Below are 17577 nucleotides of genomic sequence, written 5' to 3'. Positions count from 1 at the left end.
AGTGCTGAATTTTTTTAAAACTCTGTTGCTTTTTATTTTATAAAGCCGAATAACTCGATTAGAATACCGCCATCTTTGCCGATTTTCCTGCCCACATGTCGAATTTATCTCCCACCACCAACAAATCAGCAACAAATTCAGATTTAGTCCTTGGTTTAGATGATAAACCCCAACTCACACATGCCTTACTTGCCGCATTCCAACATTTACTGGCGATTATCATTCCTATTTTAACGCCGGGATTACTGATTTGTGGTGCTTTAAAAGTTCCTGCACATGAAACCACCATGATTTTATCCATGTCGTTGGTCATTTCAGGGATCGCAACTTTTATCCAAAGTAAAAAAATTGGCCCTTTGGGTGCAGGTTTACTCATTGTTCAAGGCACAAGTTTTAACTTTATTGCACCAATTATGACCATTGGCAGTTTAATGATTGCCCAAGGCACGCCATATCAACAAGTTATGGCGGCCATTTTTGGTGTGGTCATTGCGGGTGCATTCATTGAAATGGGCGTATCGCGCATTTTACCGTGGGTGAAAAAACTGATTACGCCGTTGGTCACCGGCATTGTGGTGCTGATGATTGGTCTAACTTTAATTAAAGAAGGACTGATTAGCATGGGTGGTGGTTATGGCGCGATGGCAGATGGCAGCTTTGCTAGCATCGACAACTTAATTATGTCTGGGCTGGTGTTGGGTTTAATTATTCTGCTTAATCGCATTTCGATTGTCTGGATTAAAAGCTCTGCTATTTTAATTGCCCTAGTGGTCGGCTACATTGTTGCAGGGTTGATGGGACACTTAAATTTCAGTGCGTATCAACAAGCGCCTATTTTTCAGCTTCCAACTCCATTACATTTTGGCATTAGCTTTAATTGGTCATTATTTTTACCGCTGGCATTTATTTATTTAGTGACATCGTTAGAAGCGATTGGCGACATTACCGCAACCAGTAAAATTTCTAAACAGCCAGTTTCCGGCCCAATTTGGATGCAACGTATTAAAGGTGGCGTGTTGGTCAACGGTGCCAATTCTTTACTTGCAGGTTTATTTAACACTTTCCCAAGTTCAGTTTTCGCCCAAAATAACGGCATTATTCAATTGACCGGTGTGGCAAGCCGTTATGTCGGAATGTGGATTGCCGCATTATTGGTCTTATTCGGTTTATTTCCTAAAATTGCAGGGCTGATTCAAGCCGTTCCACAAGCAGTTTTAGGTGGTGCGGTGATGGTGATGTTTGGTGCGGTTGCTGCATCGGGCATTAACATTTTAGCAAGTATTAAACTCGACCGCCGTGCGCTACTCATTATTGCTATTTCATTGGCTTTAGGCTTAGGTATTGCGCAAGTGCCTGACTTTTTAAAACACATGCCTGAATTACTACAACACATCTTCAGTTCAGGTGTTGCCACAGGCGGCATTAGCGCCTTGATTTTAAATATTGTCCTACCTGAACAACGGGACTAATACTTATTTTTGTTTTTGCCCAGTGTTGCACTGGGCATTGTTGTTTTTAAAGGTCGATTATGGATCCTCGAAGTGAAGTTATTTTACGTCAACAAGACTATTTAAAAGGACGTGTTCTGCTGATTAACGCCCCTGCTGATGGCTTGATTGCCGAATTGCCTGCAACAGTTACAGATACAACGCTTTGGACATGGAATTTTGCGACTCATCAAGCTCAGCAACAACAAGGCTTAAATAGCCACTTTGATACCAATTTACCCGCAGGTGAGTTCGATCAAGTTGTGGTTTATATTCCAAAATCCAAAGAATTGCTCAATTATCTGCTGTACCAAATTGCAAGCCATCTTCCACAGGGTACATTGGTATTACTGGTGGGTGAGAAAAAAGGCGGCATTGAAGGCGCGGCTAAGCAAACGCTAAAATATGGTAAAGCCATGAAGCTTGACAGTGCGCGACATTGTCAATTGTGGTGCTATCGTTTAGAAGCAGCAATGCCAATTAAACCATTAGAATCTTGGTTAAAATCTTATAGCCTAAAAAATCAGGGACTTGAATTAGAAATTTTTGCCTTACCCGGTGTATTTAGCCAAGAACGACTCGATGTCGGAACAGCCGTACTTCTCCCCTACCTGTCACAAGTAAAATCAGGTAAACTCGCCGACTTTGGTTGCGGTGCAGGAATTATCAGTTGTGCTTTAGCAAAAGCCCATCCAAACAATATCGTCTATGCCTTAGATGTGGATGCCTTTGCACTTCAGTCAACAAAAATCAGCAGCCAACGCAATGGTCTTGCGGAACAAATACAGACTTTAGCCGTCACAGGAATCTACGATGCACCGACCGCACTGGATGCCCTAATTAGCAATCCACCGTTTCACCAAGGTATTCACACCGATTACCAGGTCAGTGAAAATCTATGTCGAAGCAGCAAAAAACATTTAGCTGCCGCAGGTGAACTTTGGATTGTGGCAAACCGTTTTTTAAATTATCCCACTTTAATTGAACAGCATTTCGGACATTGTACCGTCAAAGCAGATCAACAAGGCTTTAAAGTGTTACATGCCTGTGCAAAACAGTAACAAAAAGGAATCTAGATGAGTGACTCAAATCAAACAGAGCATCTACAACGAAGGCTAGGTGCCCGCCACTTAAATATGATTGCCATTGGTGGCTCAATTGGCACAGGCTTATTTTTAGCATCCGGCTCAACCATTGCCACCGCTGGCCCTGGTGGTGCACTGCTTGCCTACGCTTTAATTGGCATTATGATTTATTTCTTAATGACCAGTTTAGGTGAACTTGCCACGCATAATCCAACCTCAGGCGCTTTTTTTACTTATGGTAATAAATATGTCGAAGAAGGTTTTGGTTTTGCTTTAGGTTGGAACTACTGGTACAACTGGGCGATTACGGTCGCGTTTGAATTAGTCGCTGCGCAATGGATTATGGGTTTTTGGTTCCCTGATATTCCAGGATTCTGGTGGAGTGGTTTATTCCTCGTTATCATTTTTGCAATTAACTCAATGACAGTTAAAGGCTTTGGTGAAAGTGAATTTTTATTCTCACTAATTAAAGTGCTTGCGATTATTACCTTTATTGTGATTGGTCTTGCAAGTATTGTAAAAATCATGCTCACACCGAATGTGCATGCGTTTGCCAACTGGACCTATAAAGATGCACCATTCGTGGGCGGCTTCCAAGCCATGATTGGCGTTGCCATGATTGCTGGTTTCTCGTTTCAAGGCACTGAAATGGTTGGTGTGGCTGCGGGTGAATCTAAAGATCCGAAAAAAACCATTCCTTTGGCGATTAAACAAATTTTTTGGCGTATCTTACTGTTTTATATTGTGTGTATCTTCATCATTGGCACATTGGTCAGCTATGACGATCCACATCTCATTCAAGCGGCAAGCAATAACAATATTGCATTATCACCTTTTACCTTGTTGTATGAAAAAGTGGGATTAGCTTTTGCTGCAAGCTTAATGAATGTGGTGATTTTAACTGCAATTTTATCTGCGGGTAACTCTGGCATGTATTCATCAACACGCATGCTTTGGGATATGGCCAAAGAAGGACGCGCACCACGCTGGTTCTCACAACTCGACAAACGTGGCGTACCCATGCGCGCGCTTTATGCAACTACAGCGATTGCGGCACTATCTTTACTCACAAGTTTTGTTGGTAAACAGGAAATTTACAACTGGTTGCTTAATATGTCAGGCATGTGCGGTTTTATTGTATGGCTTGGCATTGCCATCTCACATTATCGTTTCCGTAAAGGCTATATTGCGCAGGGTCATCAATTAAAAGACTTGGCTTATCGGGCTAAATTTTTCCCATTTGCGCCATGGTTTGCTTTTATTTTGTGTACCATTATTATGTTGGGACAAAATTATCAAGCCTTACTAGGTCCAAAAATTGATTGGCTTGGGTTATTGGCAACCTACATTACCCTACCACTGTTTTTAATTATTTGGTTAGGATATAAAGTAAAATATAAAACCAAACTTATCCCTTATGACAAAATGGATGTCCGCCCGCTGCAAGACGACTAAGCAGTGGCATCCAAAGCTAAAGCGCAATTTCGATTGCGCTTTTTTATGGTCTTGCATTCTCCTTTAATCAAAAAGGATCTCATATAAATCTTTATGAATTGAAGTCAAAATGGCTTCTATCCACTTAAGGTTAAAGATAACGCAGGATCGAGAATATGACTGAGCTTCATACAACTGTTTAAATGATCCATAGGTAGGATTACATTTTAATATCTTATTTTTTTACAATCTAGAAACCGTAGAGCGTTTATTTTTTAAATCATCAGTCTGCATCTACTTTCACCAATGTAAATCGGCTAAATAATCTAATGAATCTAAAAAGCAATATTGATAAAAAACAGAATAAAAAAAGCGGCTCATCAAGAGCCGCTTTTTTACAGATCAATAATTAATAATTATTGAGCTGCTGGTTGAGCTAGAACTGTGCGGCTACCAGTAATTGTAGCAAATACGCGACGGTTCATAGCACGACCTTCTTTAGTTTTGTTATCAGCGATCGGTTGATCCCATGCAAAACCTTGAGTTGATAAGCGAGATGCATCAACGTTGTATTCGGTTACAAGTGCAGATTTAACAGAGTTAGCACGCGCTAAAGATAAACGTTCGTTTAACTTACGTGGGCCAGTGTTATCTGTGTGACCTTCAATGCGAGCAGTCGCATTCGGGTATTCAGATAATTTTTCAGCAACTTTTGCAATTTCAGGCTTGTACTGTGCTTTGATGTTAGATTTGTTTGTATCAAAGAACACACGAAGTTCCATGTTCAAATCTTCAGTCAATTCTTGTGGTTGAGGCTGAGGTTGAACAACTGGCGCTGGTTCAACTGGTTGAACATCAACTACAGGTGCAGCAGGTTTCAAGTGACCACCGATCACTACGTTTAAGCCTGCAAGCGCTGTATAGTTCCAGAATTTCTCATCAAAGTTATACGTTCCACGAGCTTCTGTACGAAGAGACAATGCATCGTTTAAGCGCCAGAAAGCACCGATACCTGCGTTACCAAGAGTACCTTCTTCTTTCAAGCCACGACCAGCACGACCAAATTGAGTATCTGTAGCACCGTCAAATTTGTATTTATAGTGACCAGCACCTAATAATACATAAGGCTTGATTTTGCTGTCATAGTTTTTAGTGATCAAATCAGAAGTAGCATAGAAGTTACCATTGATTTGTTGTTGCTTGTATTCAGCACCAGGAAGAGTACCGTCAACATCACCTTTCACTTGAAGGTATTCAGCTTCAAAACCTAACCAAGGTGTTAATTCAACACCAAGTGCTGCACCAACTGCAAGATCGTCTTGAATTTCAGGACCATTTGTTAGGCTGCCTTTATTACCACCATTGTTATGCTGAGTGTCTTGGAAAGTGTAACCAAGCAACAATGGAGTTACGGTAACACCCGCATTTGCAACAAATGGAGATGCTGCAAGTACTGTAGCAAGAGCAATACGACTTAATTTCATGGATATCCTCCAAAGATAACAATTTTTTTTTAAGCGACGCTTAAAATTTTTGTCAATTCCCTGAAATAATAAATTATTTCAGTTTGTTTTTTCAACTGATTATTTTGCCTGAATTAGTCACCTGAGACAACGATTCAAGTCACTGATACTTTTAAGTAATCGAATTATTGACAAAAATTCTTACAATTTCCGTTGTAATTCGGTAACTTTTCACTCAACTCGTACAAAATAACAGCTAATTACTATACTGAGTTATATTTTAACAATAATCTATCGAGTTTCGTAATTTTTTATCATTCAAAATTTCAATATGTAATTATATAATCTTTGAGATAAAAACAATGATCAGATAAAATTTATGAAAATAAAAATGTGTTACGGTATGACGCTCATCGAATTGGTTTGTGCAATTGCTGTTTTAGCGATTATTACCAGCATTGCTCTACCTCACTACCATAGCTTAAGAGCCAAGCAAGAAGCACAATACATTCCAACGATTTTGCATCAATATCTGTCACAAGCCAAATATCTTGCACTTACTCATCGTAATAATTTAGTTATATGTTCAAGCAAAGATTTAAAAAACTGCGAACAAGATGCATGGAATCATGGTTTTATTCTGTTTTTAGACAGCAATCAAAATAAAATACGAGATAACAATGAACTTATTTTGGCGCAACACACCACACATTTAAACTATGGCACCTTGTCATGGCGCGGAAGTTTAAGACTACCCTCGATTACGTTTCAAGGCGATACTGGCTTGCCTAGAGGATCGATGGGCAGCTTTTATTATTGCTCATCACAACTTGATGTACAGCATCGCGTGGTTTTGAACATGCTGGGTAATATTCGAAAAGAAAGCGATTCTAATAAATGCTAAATCTAAAAATGTAAAAAACCTTTCATACGAAAAGTTTTTTACTTCAACATACATTGAGTAAGAACTTATCGGCCAGCTTGATAACCTGCGTTTGGATTGGCTGTCGAAATTTGATATGGATTAACAAAATCATTCAAGCCTGCTGCGGCTTCATGAATGTCCTTGCCCTCTTTAACCACAAAACTATCAAAGCCTGAACGTTTTAGATAATTCAAGACATCTTTAAAGATATCTCCTACAGCGCGCAATTCACCCTGAAAACCTTGACGACGTAATAACGCGGCAAACGAATAGCCACGACCATCGTTAAAGCCTGCAAACTCAATCAAAATGGTGTCAAGTTCAGTCAATGGAAATTCATTCAGTTCAGGTGAGCTATCTACCGTAACCAATAAAGCTTTTTTACCTGAAATTTTTGTAAGATGTTCAAGTTGATCGGCTTGGAGCACAACATCACCATTTGGGATGCTGCCATCTTCAGCAATCACTTGATAGCTATTGTCTAAAATGGTGCCATCTTTATAAAGTACGGCCAAAGATGTATTAAGCATATGCACGCTCCTTAAATGGCGCAATGCCAACACGGCGATAAGTTTCAATGAATTCTTCACCTTCTTGACGCAAATCAAGATAGGTGTTCAAAATCTCATCCACCACATCTGGCACAGCATCGGCAGCAAAAGATGGCCCTAAAATATCGCCAATTGAAGCATCATGGTTGGCATTACCACCCAAAGTAATTTGGTAGAATTCTGCGCCTTTTTTATCAACCCCTAAAATCCCAATATTCCCAACGTGATGATGACCACAGGCATTCATACAGCCTGAAATATTTAAATCTAGGCGGCCTAAATTATAAATTGTGTCGAGATCATCAAAACGGCGAGAAATTGCTTCTGAAATTGGAATCGACTTTGCATTGGCAAGCGAGCAGTAATCACCACCTGGGCAGCAAATAATATCGGTAATATAACCAATATGCGCACGCGCCATATTTTCTTGCTCTAAGGCTTGCCACAATTCAAACAAATCTTTTTGCGGAACATCGGCAAGTGCAATATTTTGTTCGTGCGTGGTGCGTAATTCACCAAAAGTGTATTTGTCCGCCAAGTCTGCAATAAAATGCATTTCTTGGGTGGTCATATCGCCTGGCGCAACACCTGCACGTTTCAAACTAATGTTTACAATGCGGTAACCTTGCACTTTATGTGCATGCGTATTCACATTAAACCATTGCTTAAATTTAGGATGCTGCTGGAACAATGCAGTGAAATCTTCATCAGCCAAGTTTTGGTATTCAAATGGCGTAAACACATAATCCATTTTTTGCAACAGTTCTGGCTGCACTTGTAAATTTTGACGCGTATACGCAAATTCAGCTTCGACTTTTTCAGCAAAAACCGCGGGGGTCATCGCTTTAACTAAAATCTTAATTCGCGCTTTGTATTTATTATCACGGCGGCCATGTAAGTTATACACACGTAGCACCGCTTCTAAATAAGCGATTAAATCTTCACGCGGTAAAAACTCGCGGATAATGCTACCAATAACTGGAGTACGACCTAAACCGCCCCCCACTTTAATTTTATAACCCACTTCGCCTTGTTCATTTTTTACGATATACACGCCAATATCATGAAAAGAAGTCGCAGCGCGGTCTGTTTCTTCTAAAGCAGAAACTGCAATTTTGAACTTACGCGGCAAAAAAGCAAATTCTGGATGAAACGTACTCCATTGACGAATTAACTCACAAGTTGGACGTGGATCGGCAATTTCACCAGCAACCACACCTGCATATTGGTCGGTGGTGGTATTACGAATACAGTTACCTGAGGTTTGAATAGCATGCATTTGTACTGTTGCTAATTCAGCTAAGATTTCAGGCACATCTTCGAGCGCTGGCCAATTCAGCTGAATATTTTGACGTGTTGAAACGTGTGCATAACCACGGTCATATTCCGTTGCAATATCTGCAATTTTACGTAATTGCTTGGTATTCATTAAACCATATGGCACAGCAATTCGTAGCATTGGCGCGTAACGCTGTACATAAAGCCCATTTTGCAAACGTAACGGACGATACTCATCCTCGGTTAATGTTCCGGCAAGGTAGCGTTCGGTTTGGTCACGGAATTGTGCAACTCGTTCATTTACCAGTTGTTGGTCGTAATCAGTATACAAATACATGGCTTTCAGCTAGTAAGTTCAATATGACAGCTATAGCATAAAGGGCTTTAATTCATCAACAAAATGCTTTTTTTACATATTTAATAGCGGTTTTATTGATAAAGCATTTTTAAAGACAATAAAAAAGCCCAGCCGAAGCTGAGCTTTTTAAATTTTAAGATGTCATCTTATTTCAAATCAGGTAAAGCATAGGCCACTAAATAATCACCCATTTTGGTACCGAATGAACCATGACCACCGGCCATAATCACTAAATACTGTTTACCATTCATTTCATAGGTCATTGGTGTTGCTTGTCCACCTGCTGGTAAACGTGCTTCCCAAAGTTTTGCACCATTGCTGACGTTATAAGCACGGATATAGTTATCTTGCGTACCTGCAACAAACATTACATTACCTGCAGTTGAAATTGAACCGCCTAAACCAGGCACACCAATTTTCAACGGTGGCAATTGGAACAAGTTTGGTAAGCTGTCACGGATAGTACCGATACGTTTTTTCCAAACAACTTGATGCGTATTTAAATCCACACCTGCCACAAAGCCCCAAGATGGTTGCTTACACGGTAAACCAATTGGTGACAAGAACGGTTTAATTTCCACACCGTATGGCACGCCATACATTGGTTGAATGCCTTGTTCTGTGCCTGCACCTTTTGCAGTTTCAGCACGGTCTGCTTTTTCAGGAATCAAACGACTTACAAATGGCAAGCCAATTGGATTCATCACCGCAACCTGACGGTCTACGTTGACAGACATACCACCCCATTCAAACACACCCAAGTTGCCTGGGAATACCAAAGTACCGTTTTCAGATGGTGGCGTATAAATACCGTTGTAGTTCAATTTCTTGAAGTAGATACGACATGCTAACTGGTCAAACATTGTGGCACCCCACATTTGTTTGTCGGTTAATTTATCTTTTGGTGCTAAATCAAGGTCAGAGAACGGTTGAGTTTTTGAATACCACTCACCTTTGGTTTGTGGGCCACGCTCGACAGTTTGCGGAACTGCACGCTCAGTGATTGGCACAATGGCTTTACCATTACGACGATCAAGAACAAAGACATTACCCGTTTTGGTTAATACATAAATTGCAGGAACAGTTTGACCTGATTTATCTTTAACATCCGCTAAAGATGGCTGAGAAGGTACATCCATATCCCACAAATCGTGATGTGTAGTTTGGAAGTGCCACACCAATTTACCGGTTGTGCCATTTAATGCCAACATTGAGTTTGCATAACGTTCTTTCAGATTGTCACGGTTACCGCCCCAAATATCTGGCGTACCTACACCTGTTGGAACATAAACGATGTCTAATTTAGAGTCGTATGCCAATGGTGCCCAAGCATTTGGCGAGTTGTGAACAAATTTTTGACCAGGAGCAGGAATTGCATTTGGATCTTGTGCGCCTGTATCAAATACCCACAACAACTTACCAGTATTCACATCGTAACCACGAATCACACCCGATGGTTCTTTGGTTGAATAGTTATCGGTTGTTGAACCGGCAATAACAATGGTTGTACCCGTTACCACTGGTGGAGACGTTGGGTTATAACCGCCTGCATAGGCATACGGCATATCTTTTTGCAAGTCCACTTCGCCATTGTGACCAAAATCGGTACAACGCTGACCATTGTCGGCATTGATTGCCACTAAACGACCATCGTTTACAGGTAAAATGACTTTACGTGGACATTGCGTCGAGCTTGATTGCTTATGCTGCAAACTTGCTGCGAATTCAGCCGTGTTGTTCGCATCATAATAAGAAACGCCACGACAAGTTAAATGTTGGAAGCTTGGATCTGTTTTTAATTTTGGATCGAAGCGCCATTTTTGCTTACCTGTTGCAGGATCAAGCGCCACCAATTGTTGATGTGTTGTACACATAAACATGTTATTACCAATTTTAATTGGCGTGACTTGGTTCGTGGTTTCACCCGAATCGTTTGCAGTTTTTAAATCGCCAGTACGGAAAGTCCACGCAACTTTCAAATCTTTGACATTTTGGTCATTAATTTGTGTTAGTGGCGAGTAACGAACACCGCCTTGGGTACGACCATACGCAGGCCAATCACCTTCAGCAACACCATCTACCGCTTGTGCTTTTTCGGGTTGTTTGGTGGTAATTGTGCCGTTAATTTCTTGAGGGTCATTAAAAATTGAATAGACCATCACCAAAATAGCGAACACTAAAGTTGCCGCTAAGCCTTTACGTGCTGCTGCAACTGCTTGTACACCGCGTGTCGCAATAGGAAAACACAGCCATACGCCTAAAACACCTAAAATGCCTAAACGTGGGGTTAATCCCCAAAAATCAGTACCCACTTCCCAAATGCCCCAAACGGTTGTACCAAGCATTAAAGCTGCATACATCCAAAGTGCATTTGCCGAGCGACGTACCAATAATATTGCTGCAATTAGAAGCACAAGGCCGGTAATTACATAGTAGATCGAGCCACCAAGTGCGCCTAAATATAGGCCACCACCCAGCAGAATCAAACCAATTACCGCTAATACCACCGCAGTAAAGGTTCTTATGCCCGAACTTTGTGAGGGTTGAGTCATAAAAATACCTCTATTTTTCCCATATGAGTACAAACAATTCAGCACAAAAAAGAACTTTTTGTGATAAATCTATAAAATAAATTTGCTTTTGTATAAAAAAAACACATCACCACTGATGAGGAAAGCCCTCATTTGTTTATTTTTCGTTTAAAAAAATAAACCGCAGTGGTGATGCTTAAAATAGTCGCGCGACTTTAATCACTTATATATGAATAATTGCGTTCAATTAGAAGGCGGTAATAAATTTCACACCACCAACCCACGCATTGTTTCCATCTTTAAGTGCGCCAACGTGACGAACATATTGCACGTTTGGACGTACTGTTAACCAATTGGTTGCAGAAATACCATAGTAAATTTCTGAGTTATATTCAGTATCAACATTCTTAGCAACATAAGCGTCTTTATTTACGTTAAGTTGAGAGAAGCCAATTGCTAACTCATCTTTTGGACGTGCATCTAACAAGCCTTTATACGCAACAGAGATGCTTTGCATGTTTTTCATCTTACTTGTATCTGCATCAAAGAATGCAGCTTGACCAGTAACACTTAAACCGCGTGACGCATCGCCATTTACACTGGTTAATTGTTGTGTGAATGACACCCAACCGCCTTGACCATGGTCAGTTTTGGCAGCATTGTTAATCACAGCAGCATCAGCCGTACTGTAGTAATAACCAACGCGATATTCGCCCGGTAAACCATTCACTGTAGATTTTGGCTGCCAAACTAATTCAATAGGAAGTACCGCACCTTTTGAACCATCTGTGCTTAAATTGAAGCCTTTGCTACGTTTTACATTTTCTGGGTTATATTCATACACACCCACTTGTGCAAAAACTTCAGGAGTAAAGTTATATTTTACTCGCGCAGCCCATTGGCTTACTGGCCAGTTGTGAATTTGATCGCCGGCATCCCAGTTACCAATTTGACCGCCACACAACCCAAGGTTTTGGAAATCACAAGCTGCTTGGTTAAAGTCTTCACCTTCGCCAAAACGACCAACTTTTACATCTAATTTTTGATCTAAGAATTTTTTCTTGATCCACAAATCAGTTAAACGTGTGGTTTGACCACGACCATAAACTTCTTGAGTTGAACTCAATTGTCCATTTAAAGCATCTGCTTTGTTTTTAACATCGTGTCCATCACGGTTGGTAATGGTGATTTGTGCTTCAGTATCTTGCCAACCTAAGATTTTTTGTAAATCAAAATGCGCACCCAAAGCCACTTGGCCAGAATAGGCAGTGCCATGATTTGAGGTATCTTTAGAGTCGAGTACGTTAGCGGCTTCGCCAGTGTAGCCTAATGAAAAATCATAGCCTTGGTCTTTCAGCGCTGTACGTTGACCATTCCAGTCGCCTAGCATATATGGACTATCGGCATCGAATGCATTTGCGGCATGAACTTGCCCCACCATTGCAACAGCCAATGCGCAAAGAGAGAAACGGAAAAATGGAGAAATTTTAGTCACAACTATAATCCTTTGAGCTTGCGAACGCGCGTAGGATACTATTATTTTTGTAAAAAAGGTTGATCAATTTGTTAATCGGCCATTTTGACATTCTATTTCAGCTATTTTTGGTAATTTCATCGTCTAACAACGCAGATCTATTTTTAGTAAGGTCGTATTTTAAACCTAATTCAGTGCCGCAAAAAATCATTAAAGCTCATCATCTAGATTTGGACGTGAGCAATCTTTATAGAATACACCGCGCTAAACTCAAGCAAAGCATTCAAGATATTTACAAAATAATGTCATATTCCGCCATTTTTGTCGCATTTTTCTGCATTTACAATATTTTCAGCTTTACAGTATATTAAATTTTATAAATCATTCCCCATCTTCATTTAGGTCAATTATTTGTGAATATCAAAACGATTGAAGGAATCAATGTCAGCCGTGACACGATTAGCATTCATTTTGTCAATGCTGCGTTAACTGGCGTAAAAAAAATGGGCATGGATGTTGAGTCCTTACTTTCACACGTTGGAATCGAAGCGGAATTACTCAACCAACCCAAAGCACGGGTTTCACCAGAACAATACACGCGTTTTATTCAAATGTTGTGGATGGTCACCCAAGATGAACATGCTGGCTTTTCTCCCCAAGCCAGACGTTTAGGCAGTTTTGCCATGATGTGTCAATTGGTGATTCATGCCAAAACACTTGGTCAAGCACTGGAACTTTCCGAACAGTTCTACCGTTTATTTAGTGACGATTGGTTTATTGCTATTGAACGCGATAAACACGAAGCACGCTTGATTTCACTGATTCCCAAAGCGCAAGATCCAGACCATTTCATGACTGAAAGTATGCTTATGATTTGGCATGGCTTGGCATCATGGTTAATTGACCGTCGAATTTCACTGGAACGCGTGAACTTTGACTACCCTCGCCCAGAACAAGCCGATGAATACGATGCACTGTTCTTTGCACCCTTAATGCAATTTGATGCGGCGCGTACGGAAATTACCTTTGCCGCAGATTATTTAGATTTGCCAATTCGTCAAAACGAAGAAAGCTTAGAAGAGTTCTTAAAAGCCGCACCAGCTCAGCTTTTGGTGAAATTCAAAAATACCAATTCGTTAACTTCACGCATTCGTGATGTCTTAAAAAGTCATATTGGCGAAGAAATGCCGACTTTAAATGATGTGGCATCCATGTTGTATTTATCACCGCAAACGCTGCGCCGCCGTTTAGCCTCTGAAGGAAAAAGTTATCAAGGTGTGAAAGATGCGCTGCGCCGTGATGCCGCCATTCACTTGCTTTTACAACCCAAACTTACCCTTGAAGATGTCGCGCAGCAAGTCGGTTTTAGCGAAACCAGTACTTTCCACCGCGCCTTTAAAAAGTGGACGGGGGTAACGCCGGGGTTGTATCGTCAATTACATGGTACGCTGTAACTGTAAAATATATGCAAAAAAAGCTCAAGTTAAACCTTGAGCTTTTTTTATTTTTCACGATTAACAGCGACAACCCGCTCGGTCTTGATCAACCAATTCATCTTCAAGTAAGCGTTGCAAACTTTGCTGATGAATACCATACATGGTTTTTAACGCTTCAATCTGTTGCATAATTTTCGCATCAGGTTCTGTGACATGTTTTCGCTTAATTGCCAAAATCATTTTATTTTTACTGGTATGCTCAAGCCCAATAAACTCAAACACTTTAGTTTCGTAACCATACGCATTTAACAACAAGGCACGCAAACTGTCGGTGAGCATTTCAGCTTGCTGCGCTTGGTGAATGCCAAATTGCAACATCGGTTTTAACACTTCAGGGCTGCTCAATTGTGGACGCAATTCTTTATGACAACATGGTGCGCACATAATCATATTTGCTCCCAATCGAATGCCACAATGAATGGCAAAATCGGTTGCAATATCGCAAGCATGTAATGCCACCATGACATCTAGTTTTTCCGGCTGATAACTGCGTACGTCGCCCTCAAAAAAGCTTAAATGTTTAAACTGATTTTTTTCTGCCACGTGTTGGCAAAATTCAACCAAATTATGCCGCAGCTCAACCCCTGTAATGTGTGGTTGGAAGCCTTGTTGTTGCAAATAATCATACATTGCAAAAGTTAAATAGCCTTTGCCTGAACCAAAGTCGACAATATTCAAACGCTTTTGCTCGGTTGGTAAATCGATCACAGCATTTGCAAAAATTTCTGTAAATTTATTAATTTGCTTCCATTTTTTGGCCATACTCGGAATCAATTTCGCGTTTTGATCGCTAATGCCCAAATCTTGCAAATACGCTTGGTTTAAATTTAAATGACGTTGTTTTTCCCGATTATGCGTTGCTGTAATCTGGTTCGATGGCTGGCGTTTGCTTTGAATCAGTTGTACTTTCTTTTTATTCTTTTTTAGCTGTAATTCAGCATCGCTGAGCAATAAATTGGCTTGTTTAGACACCGCCATTAACTGCTGAATTTGTAATACGGCTTCATCTAAGGCATAGTTTTTGGTCACATCTTGCGTTTTATAACGATAGGTGCAACTCAATTTAACTTGCTGCTGCAATTCAACCATTTTAAAAATAATTTTTTCAAGTTCAGCGTCATCGCCATGATATTGACTTAAAATCAATCGCTCAAAGCGTTTTTCATCTAAAGCTTGTTTTAACGCTAAAAACCATTGTTGTTCTTGCTCAGAACCTTGTTGCAATATCGACATAAAACTGCTGACCTGTATCTATTTACAAATCAATTGTAAATGCTCTTACCTTAAAAGCAAAATTAAATTAATATACAAGTGTATTTTTAATATAGTGCCGACAATGCCCAAACCACCCATTCCAATCAGTTACGATGCCACCGAAGAACACTTAAATGTCATCAGTCATGGCTTTGGTGCATTAATTGCGCTCATTGCAAGCATTGTGTTATTGACTCAAACGGCTCAGCTTGCCTTACCACAATGGTTAGGCATTTGGGTATATTGTGCGAGCCTGATTTTAATGCTGAGCAGCTCAACGTTATATCATTGGTCTAAAACTGAACAAAAACGACATTGGTATAAAAAGCTGGATCATATCGCAATTTATTATTTAATTGCAGGAACCTATACACCCTTTTTAAGCATTCAAATTCCAACTGCCAAAGCGCATTATTTACTGATTGCACTGTGGCTGATTGCTGCAATTGGCACCATTTTTAAACTCGGATTCGCGCATCGTTTTGGCAAATTCTCCTTAGCTGCGTACTTATTAATGGGTTGGTTCGCAATTTTAATGATGGATGATATGCGGCATTACCTTGCCACGGGCTGTTTAAGACTGTTAGTGATAGGTGGTTTATTTTATAGCATTGGTGCCATTTTTTATGCGCTTAAAAATATTCGATACACGCATGCCATTTGGCATATTTTTGTCTTGCTTGGCGCAGGTGCGCATTTTTTAGCAATCTTTTGGTATATTTAAAACAAAGATAAACCCTTAAAATAGAAGCAATTTCACAAATAAAAAACCAGCACATTGGCTGGTTTTTTATGTCTTCACTATTTTACAAACCAATCAATAAAAGCTTGGCAACTTCATTCATCAAAATTTCTGCAATATATAACGATAAGAAAGCTAAAATTGGCGATAGGTCAATCATGCCCATATTCGGTAATAAACGGCGAAATGGCGCGAGCAATGGCTCGGCAAGTTCTTGCACCACGTCAATATAGGGCGAGCGCGATTGAGTAAACATCACCACCCAACTCAGAATAATCGTTGCAAAAATCAAATAACGACAAATGCGGATTAAATCTTGAATCATGCCGACAAACGTATAAATGAGCAAATAAACCGCACTATTCGGTGGACTTCCCGCAAAATACATTTCGCCAAAGTTTTTCACTAAGCATAAAACAATCAATAAAGCCAATGCCGCTAAATTGACTCGACCTTTGGCTAACGTTGGAAAAATTCGACCAAAGATATCCACAATTTTTGTGGACTTAACTGTGGATAACACCACTGGATTATATGGATTCACAGCAGCCAATTGCATTAGAAAGCGGAAAAACACCAATAGTATTGCGACATTCATCAAAACATTAAAAATTAGCGCAATATTTAAACTCATTCGCGGGCTTCCTTTAATTTCTTGATTGCTGGACTTTATCGCTCAATTCCTGAGCAATTTCTTGACTGCGCTTTTGTGCCGCAGCCAATGCCGCTTGAATATTTTGCGAAATTTGTGCGCGATCAAAAACTTCTAATGCAGCCTGAGTGGTTCCATTCGGCGAGGTCACATTTTGACGCAAAACAGATGGTGATTGATCACTACTAATTGCCATTTGTGCTGCGCCTAATGCAGTTTGTAAGGTTAAAGCAGTCGCCACTTTTTCATCTAAACCTAAATTTTTACCCGCACGAATCATACTTTCCATTAAATAAAAAAAGTATGCTGGCCCAGAACCCGACACAGCGGTCACAGCATCAATTTGTGATTCTTCATCGACCCATAAACCCAAACCTGTTGCAGCTAGAATTTGTGTAGCTAATTGGCGATCTTGCTCTGAAACCGATGCATCTGCATACATACCATGTGCGCCAGTTTGTACCAATGCCGGTGTATTTGGCATAACCCGTACAATTCGTGCTGCACCTGTAAGTTGTTGAATGGTTTCAATCGTCACGCCCGCAACAATGGAAATAATTAATTTATTTTCAAAAGCGCCTTGTAAAGGCTCTAACACGCTGGCTAAAACTTGCGGTTTTACCGCTAAAACAACGACGTCTGCCGGTGCTATGGCTGCGGTATTATCCGCATACACTTGAATTTTTCGTTCTTGTAAAACCGCGCGAATTTGTTCTACAGGATCAGCCACTCGAATTTGAGATTGTGCAAATCCTCTAGAAATAAGCCCACCAATTAAGGCTTGGGCCATATTCCCACCACCAATAAAACTAATATTACAATTTAAAGCGACATTCATATTCACGCT

14 protein-coding genes are annotated in these 17577 nt (G+C 40.2%); 6 read left to right on the top strand and 8 right to left on the bottom strand.

The window, feature by feature from the left end; all coding sequences use genetic code 11:
* Positions 1–95: 95 nt before the first annotated feature.
* Genes I2F62_RS04845 through I2F62_RS04835 form a run of 3 tightly spaced genes read left to right on the top strand, consistent with a single transcriptional unit; the run spans position 96 to position 4027 of the window.
* On the top strand, positions 96–1469 hold the full coding sequence (locus I2F62_RS04845; RefSeq protein ID WP_324625899.1) for a nucleobase:cation symporter-2 family protein: 1374 nt from the start codon (positions 96–98) through the stop codon (positions 1467–1469).
* Between the two features lie 59 nt (positions 1470–1528).
* Positions 1529–2548 (top strand): class I SAM-dependent methyltransferase, encoded by a 1020-nt coding sequence (locus I2F62_RS04840; RefSeq protein WP_324625898.1) that lies wholly within the window; start codon positions 1529–1531, stop codon positions 2546–2548.
* Positions 2549–2563: 15 nt separating this feature from the next.
* The gene (locus tag I2F62_RS04835) at positions 2564–4027 is read left to right on the top strand and encodes an amino acid permease (protein WP_324625897.1); all 1464 of its coding nucleotides are present in this window, start codon (positions 2564–2566) and stop codon (positions 4025–4027) included.
* Positions 4028–4422: 395 nt separating this feature from the next.
* Here the strand turns inward: I2F62_RS04835 and omp38 are convergent, their stop codons facing one another.
* On the bottom strand, positions 4423–5490 hold the full coding sequence (gene omp38 / locus I2F62_RS04830) for an outer membrane protein Omp38 (protein ID WP_324625896.1): 1068 nt from the start codon (positions 5488–5490) through the stop codon (positions 4423–4425).
* Between the two features lie 358 nt (positions 5491–5848).
* Here omp38 and I2F62_RS04825 point away from each other — a divergent pair, with 358 nt between their 5' ends.
* A complete protein-coding gene (locus tag I2F62_RS04825; RefSeq protein ID WP_420713723.1) occupies positions 5849–6373 on the top strand; it encodes a GspH/FimT family pseudopilin in 525 nt (174 codons plus the stop codon).
* Positions 6374–6438: 65 nt separating this feature from the next.
* Here the strand turns inward: I2F62_RS04825 and I2F62_RS04820 are convergent, their stop codons facing one another.
* From I2F62_RS04820 to I2F62_RS04805, 4 genes are all read right to left on the bottom strand, one after another.
* The gene (locus I2F62_RS04820; protein ID WP_324625894.1) at positions 6439–6924 is read right to left on the bottom strand and encodes a DUF934 domain-containing protein; all 486 of its coding nucleotides are present in this window, start codon (positions 6922–6924) and stop codon (positions 6439–6441) included.
* Positions 6917–8560, bottom strand: a complete 1644-nt coding sequence (locus tag I2F62_RS04815) for a nitrite/sulfite reductase (protein ID WP_324625893.1) — start codon at positions 8558–8560, stop codon at positions 6917–6919. The genes I2F62_RS04820 and I2F62_RS04815 overlap by 8 nt, the downstream gene beginning before the upstream one ends.
* Before the next feature lie 167 nt (positions 8561–8727).
* Positions 8728–11133 carry a glucose/quinate/shikimate family membrane-bound PQQ-dependent dehydrogenase gene (locus I2F62_RS04810; protein ID WP_324625892.1) on the bottom strand — a complete coding sequence of 802 codons (2406 nt, stop codon included), beginning with the start codon at positions 11131–11133 and terminating at the stop codon, positions 8728–8730.
* A 226-nt stretch (positions 11134–11359) separates the two neighbouring features.
* On the bottom strand, positions 11360–12607 hold the full coding sequence (locus tag I2F62_RS04805) for a carbohydrate porin (RefSeq protein WP_420713722.1): 1248 nt from the start codon (positions 12605–12607) through the stop codon (positions 11360–11362).
* Positions 12608–13089: 482 nt separating this feature from the next.
* On the opposite strand from I2F62_RS04805, the gene I2F62_RS04800 reads away from it, so the two are divergent.
* Complete coding sequence (locus I2F62_RS04800; protein WP_324625974.1) at positions 13090–14040, top strand: AraC family transcriptional regulator; 951 nt, start codon at positions 13090–13092, stop codon at positions 14038–14040.
* Positions 14041–14100: 60 nt separating this feature from the next.
* Here the strand turns inward: I2F62_RS04800 and I2F62_RS04795 are convergent, their stop codons facing one another.
* Positions 14101–15315, bottom strand: a complete 1215-nt coding sequence (locus I2F62_RS04795; RefSeq protein ID WP_324625891.1) for an SAM-dependent methyltransferase — start codon at positions 15313–15315, stop codon at positions 14101–14103.
* A gap of 103 nt (positions 15316–15418) precedes the next feature.
* Here I2F62_RS04795 and trhA point away from each other — a divergent pair, with 103 nt between their 5' ends.
* Positions 15419–16060 carry a PAQR family membrane homeostasis protein TrhA gene (trhA, locus tag I2F62_RS04790; protein ID WP_324625890.1) on the top strand — a complete coding sequence of 214 codons (642 nt, stop codon included), beginning with the start codon at positions 15419–15421 and terminating at the stop codon, positions 16058–16060.
* An 82-nt stretch (positions 16061–16142) separates the two neighbouring features.
* On the opposite strand, the gene I2F62_RS04785 is transcribed toward trhA, so the two are convergent.
* A complete protein-coding gene (locus tag I2F62_RS04785) occupies positions 16143–16712 on the bottom strand; it encodes a YggT family protein (RefSeq protein WP_324625889.1) in 570 nt (189 codons plus the stop codon).
* A gap of 13 nt (positions 16713–16725) precedes the next feature.
* On the bottom strand, positions 16726–17568 hold the full coding sequence (gene proC / locus I2F62_RS04780) for a pyrroline-5-carboxylate reductase (protein ID WP_420713724.1): 843 nt from the start codon (positions 17566–17568) through the stop codon (positions 16726–16728).
* Positions 17569–17577: the final 9 nt, after the last annotated feature.

Source organism: Acinetobacter sp. MD2(2019) (genome assembly GCF_035615615.1).
Lineage (GTDB): Bacteria > Pseudomonadota > Gammaproteobacteria > Pseudomonadales > Moraxellaceae > Acinetobacter.
This window is presented reverse-complemented; position numbering and strand designations above follow the sequence as displayed.

Excerpts from the sequence above, each read along its gene's own strand:
- I2F62_RS04800 (WP_324625974.1), top strand. The coding sequence starts at position 13,090 with ATGGGCATGGATGTTGAGTCCTTACTTTCACACGTTGGAATCGAAGCG.
- I2F62_RS04785 (WP_324625889.1), bottom strand. The coding sequence starts at position 16,712 with ATGAGTTTAAATATTGCGCTAATTTTTAATGTTTTGATGAATGTCGCA.
- I2F62_RS04825 (WP_420713723.1), top strand. The coding sequence starts at position 5,849 with ATGAAAATAAAAATGTGTTACGGTATGACGCTCATCGAATTGGTTTGT.
- I2F62_RS04845 (WP_324625899.1), top strand. The coding sequence starts at position 96 with ATGTCGAATTTATCTCCCACCACCAACAAATCAGCAACAAATTCAGAT.
- proC (WP_420713724.1), bottom strand. The coding sequence starts at position 17,568 with ATGAATGTCGCTTTAAATTGTAATATTAGTTTTATTGGTGGTGGGAAT.
- I2F62_RS04810 (WP_324625892.1), bottom strand. The coding sequence starts at position 11,133 with ATGACTCAACCCTCACAAAGTTCGGGCATAAGAACCTTTACTGCGGTG.
- I2F62_RS04815 (WP_324625893.1), bottom strand. The coding sequence starts at position 8,560 with ATGTATTTGTATACTGATTACGACCAACAACTGGTAAATGAACGAGTT.
- trhA (WP_324625890.1), top strand. The coding sequence starts at position 15,419 with ATGCCCAAACCACCCATTCCAATCAGTTACGATGCCACCGAAGAACAC.
- I2F62_RS04840 (WP_324625898.1), top strand. The coding sequence starts at position 1,529 with ATGGATCCTCGAAGTGAAGTTATTTTACGTCAACAAGACTATTTAAAA.
- I2F62_RS04835 (WP_324625897.1), top strand. The coding sequence starts at position 2,564 with ATGAGTGACTCAAATCAAACAGAGCATCTACAACGAAGGCTAGGTGCC.
- I2F62_RS04820 (WP_324625894.1), bottom strand. The coding sequence starts at position 6,924 with ATGCTTAATACATCTTTGGCCGTACTTTATAAAGATGGCACCATTTTA.
- I2F62_RS04795 (WP_324625891.1), bottom strand. The coding sequence starts at position 15,315 with ATGTCGATATTGCAACAAGGTTCTGAGCAAGAACAACAATGGTTTTTA.
- omp38 (WP_324625896.1), bottom strand. The coding sequence starts at position 5,490 with ATGAAATTAAGTCGTATTGCTCTTGCTACAGTACTTGCAGCATCTCCA.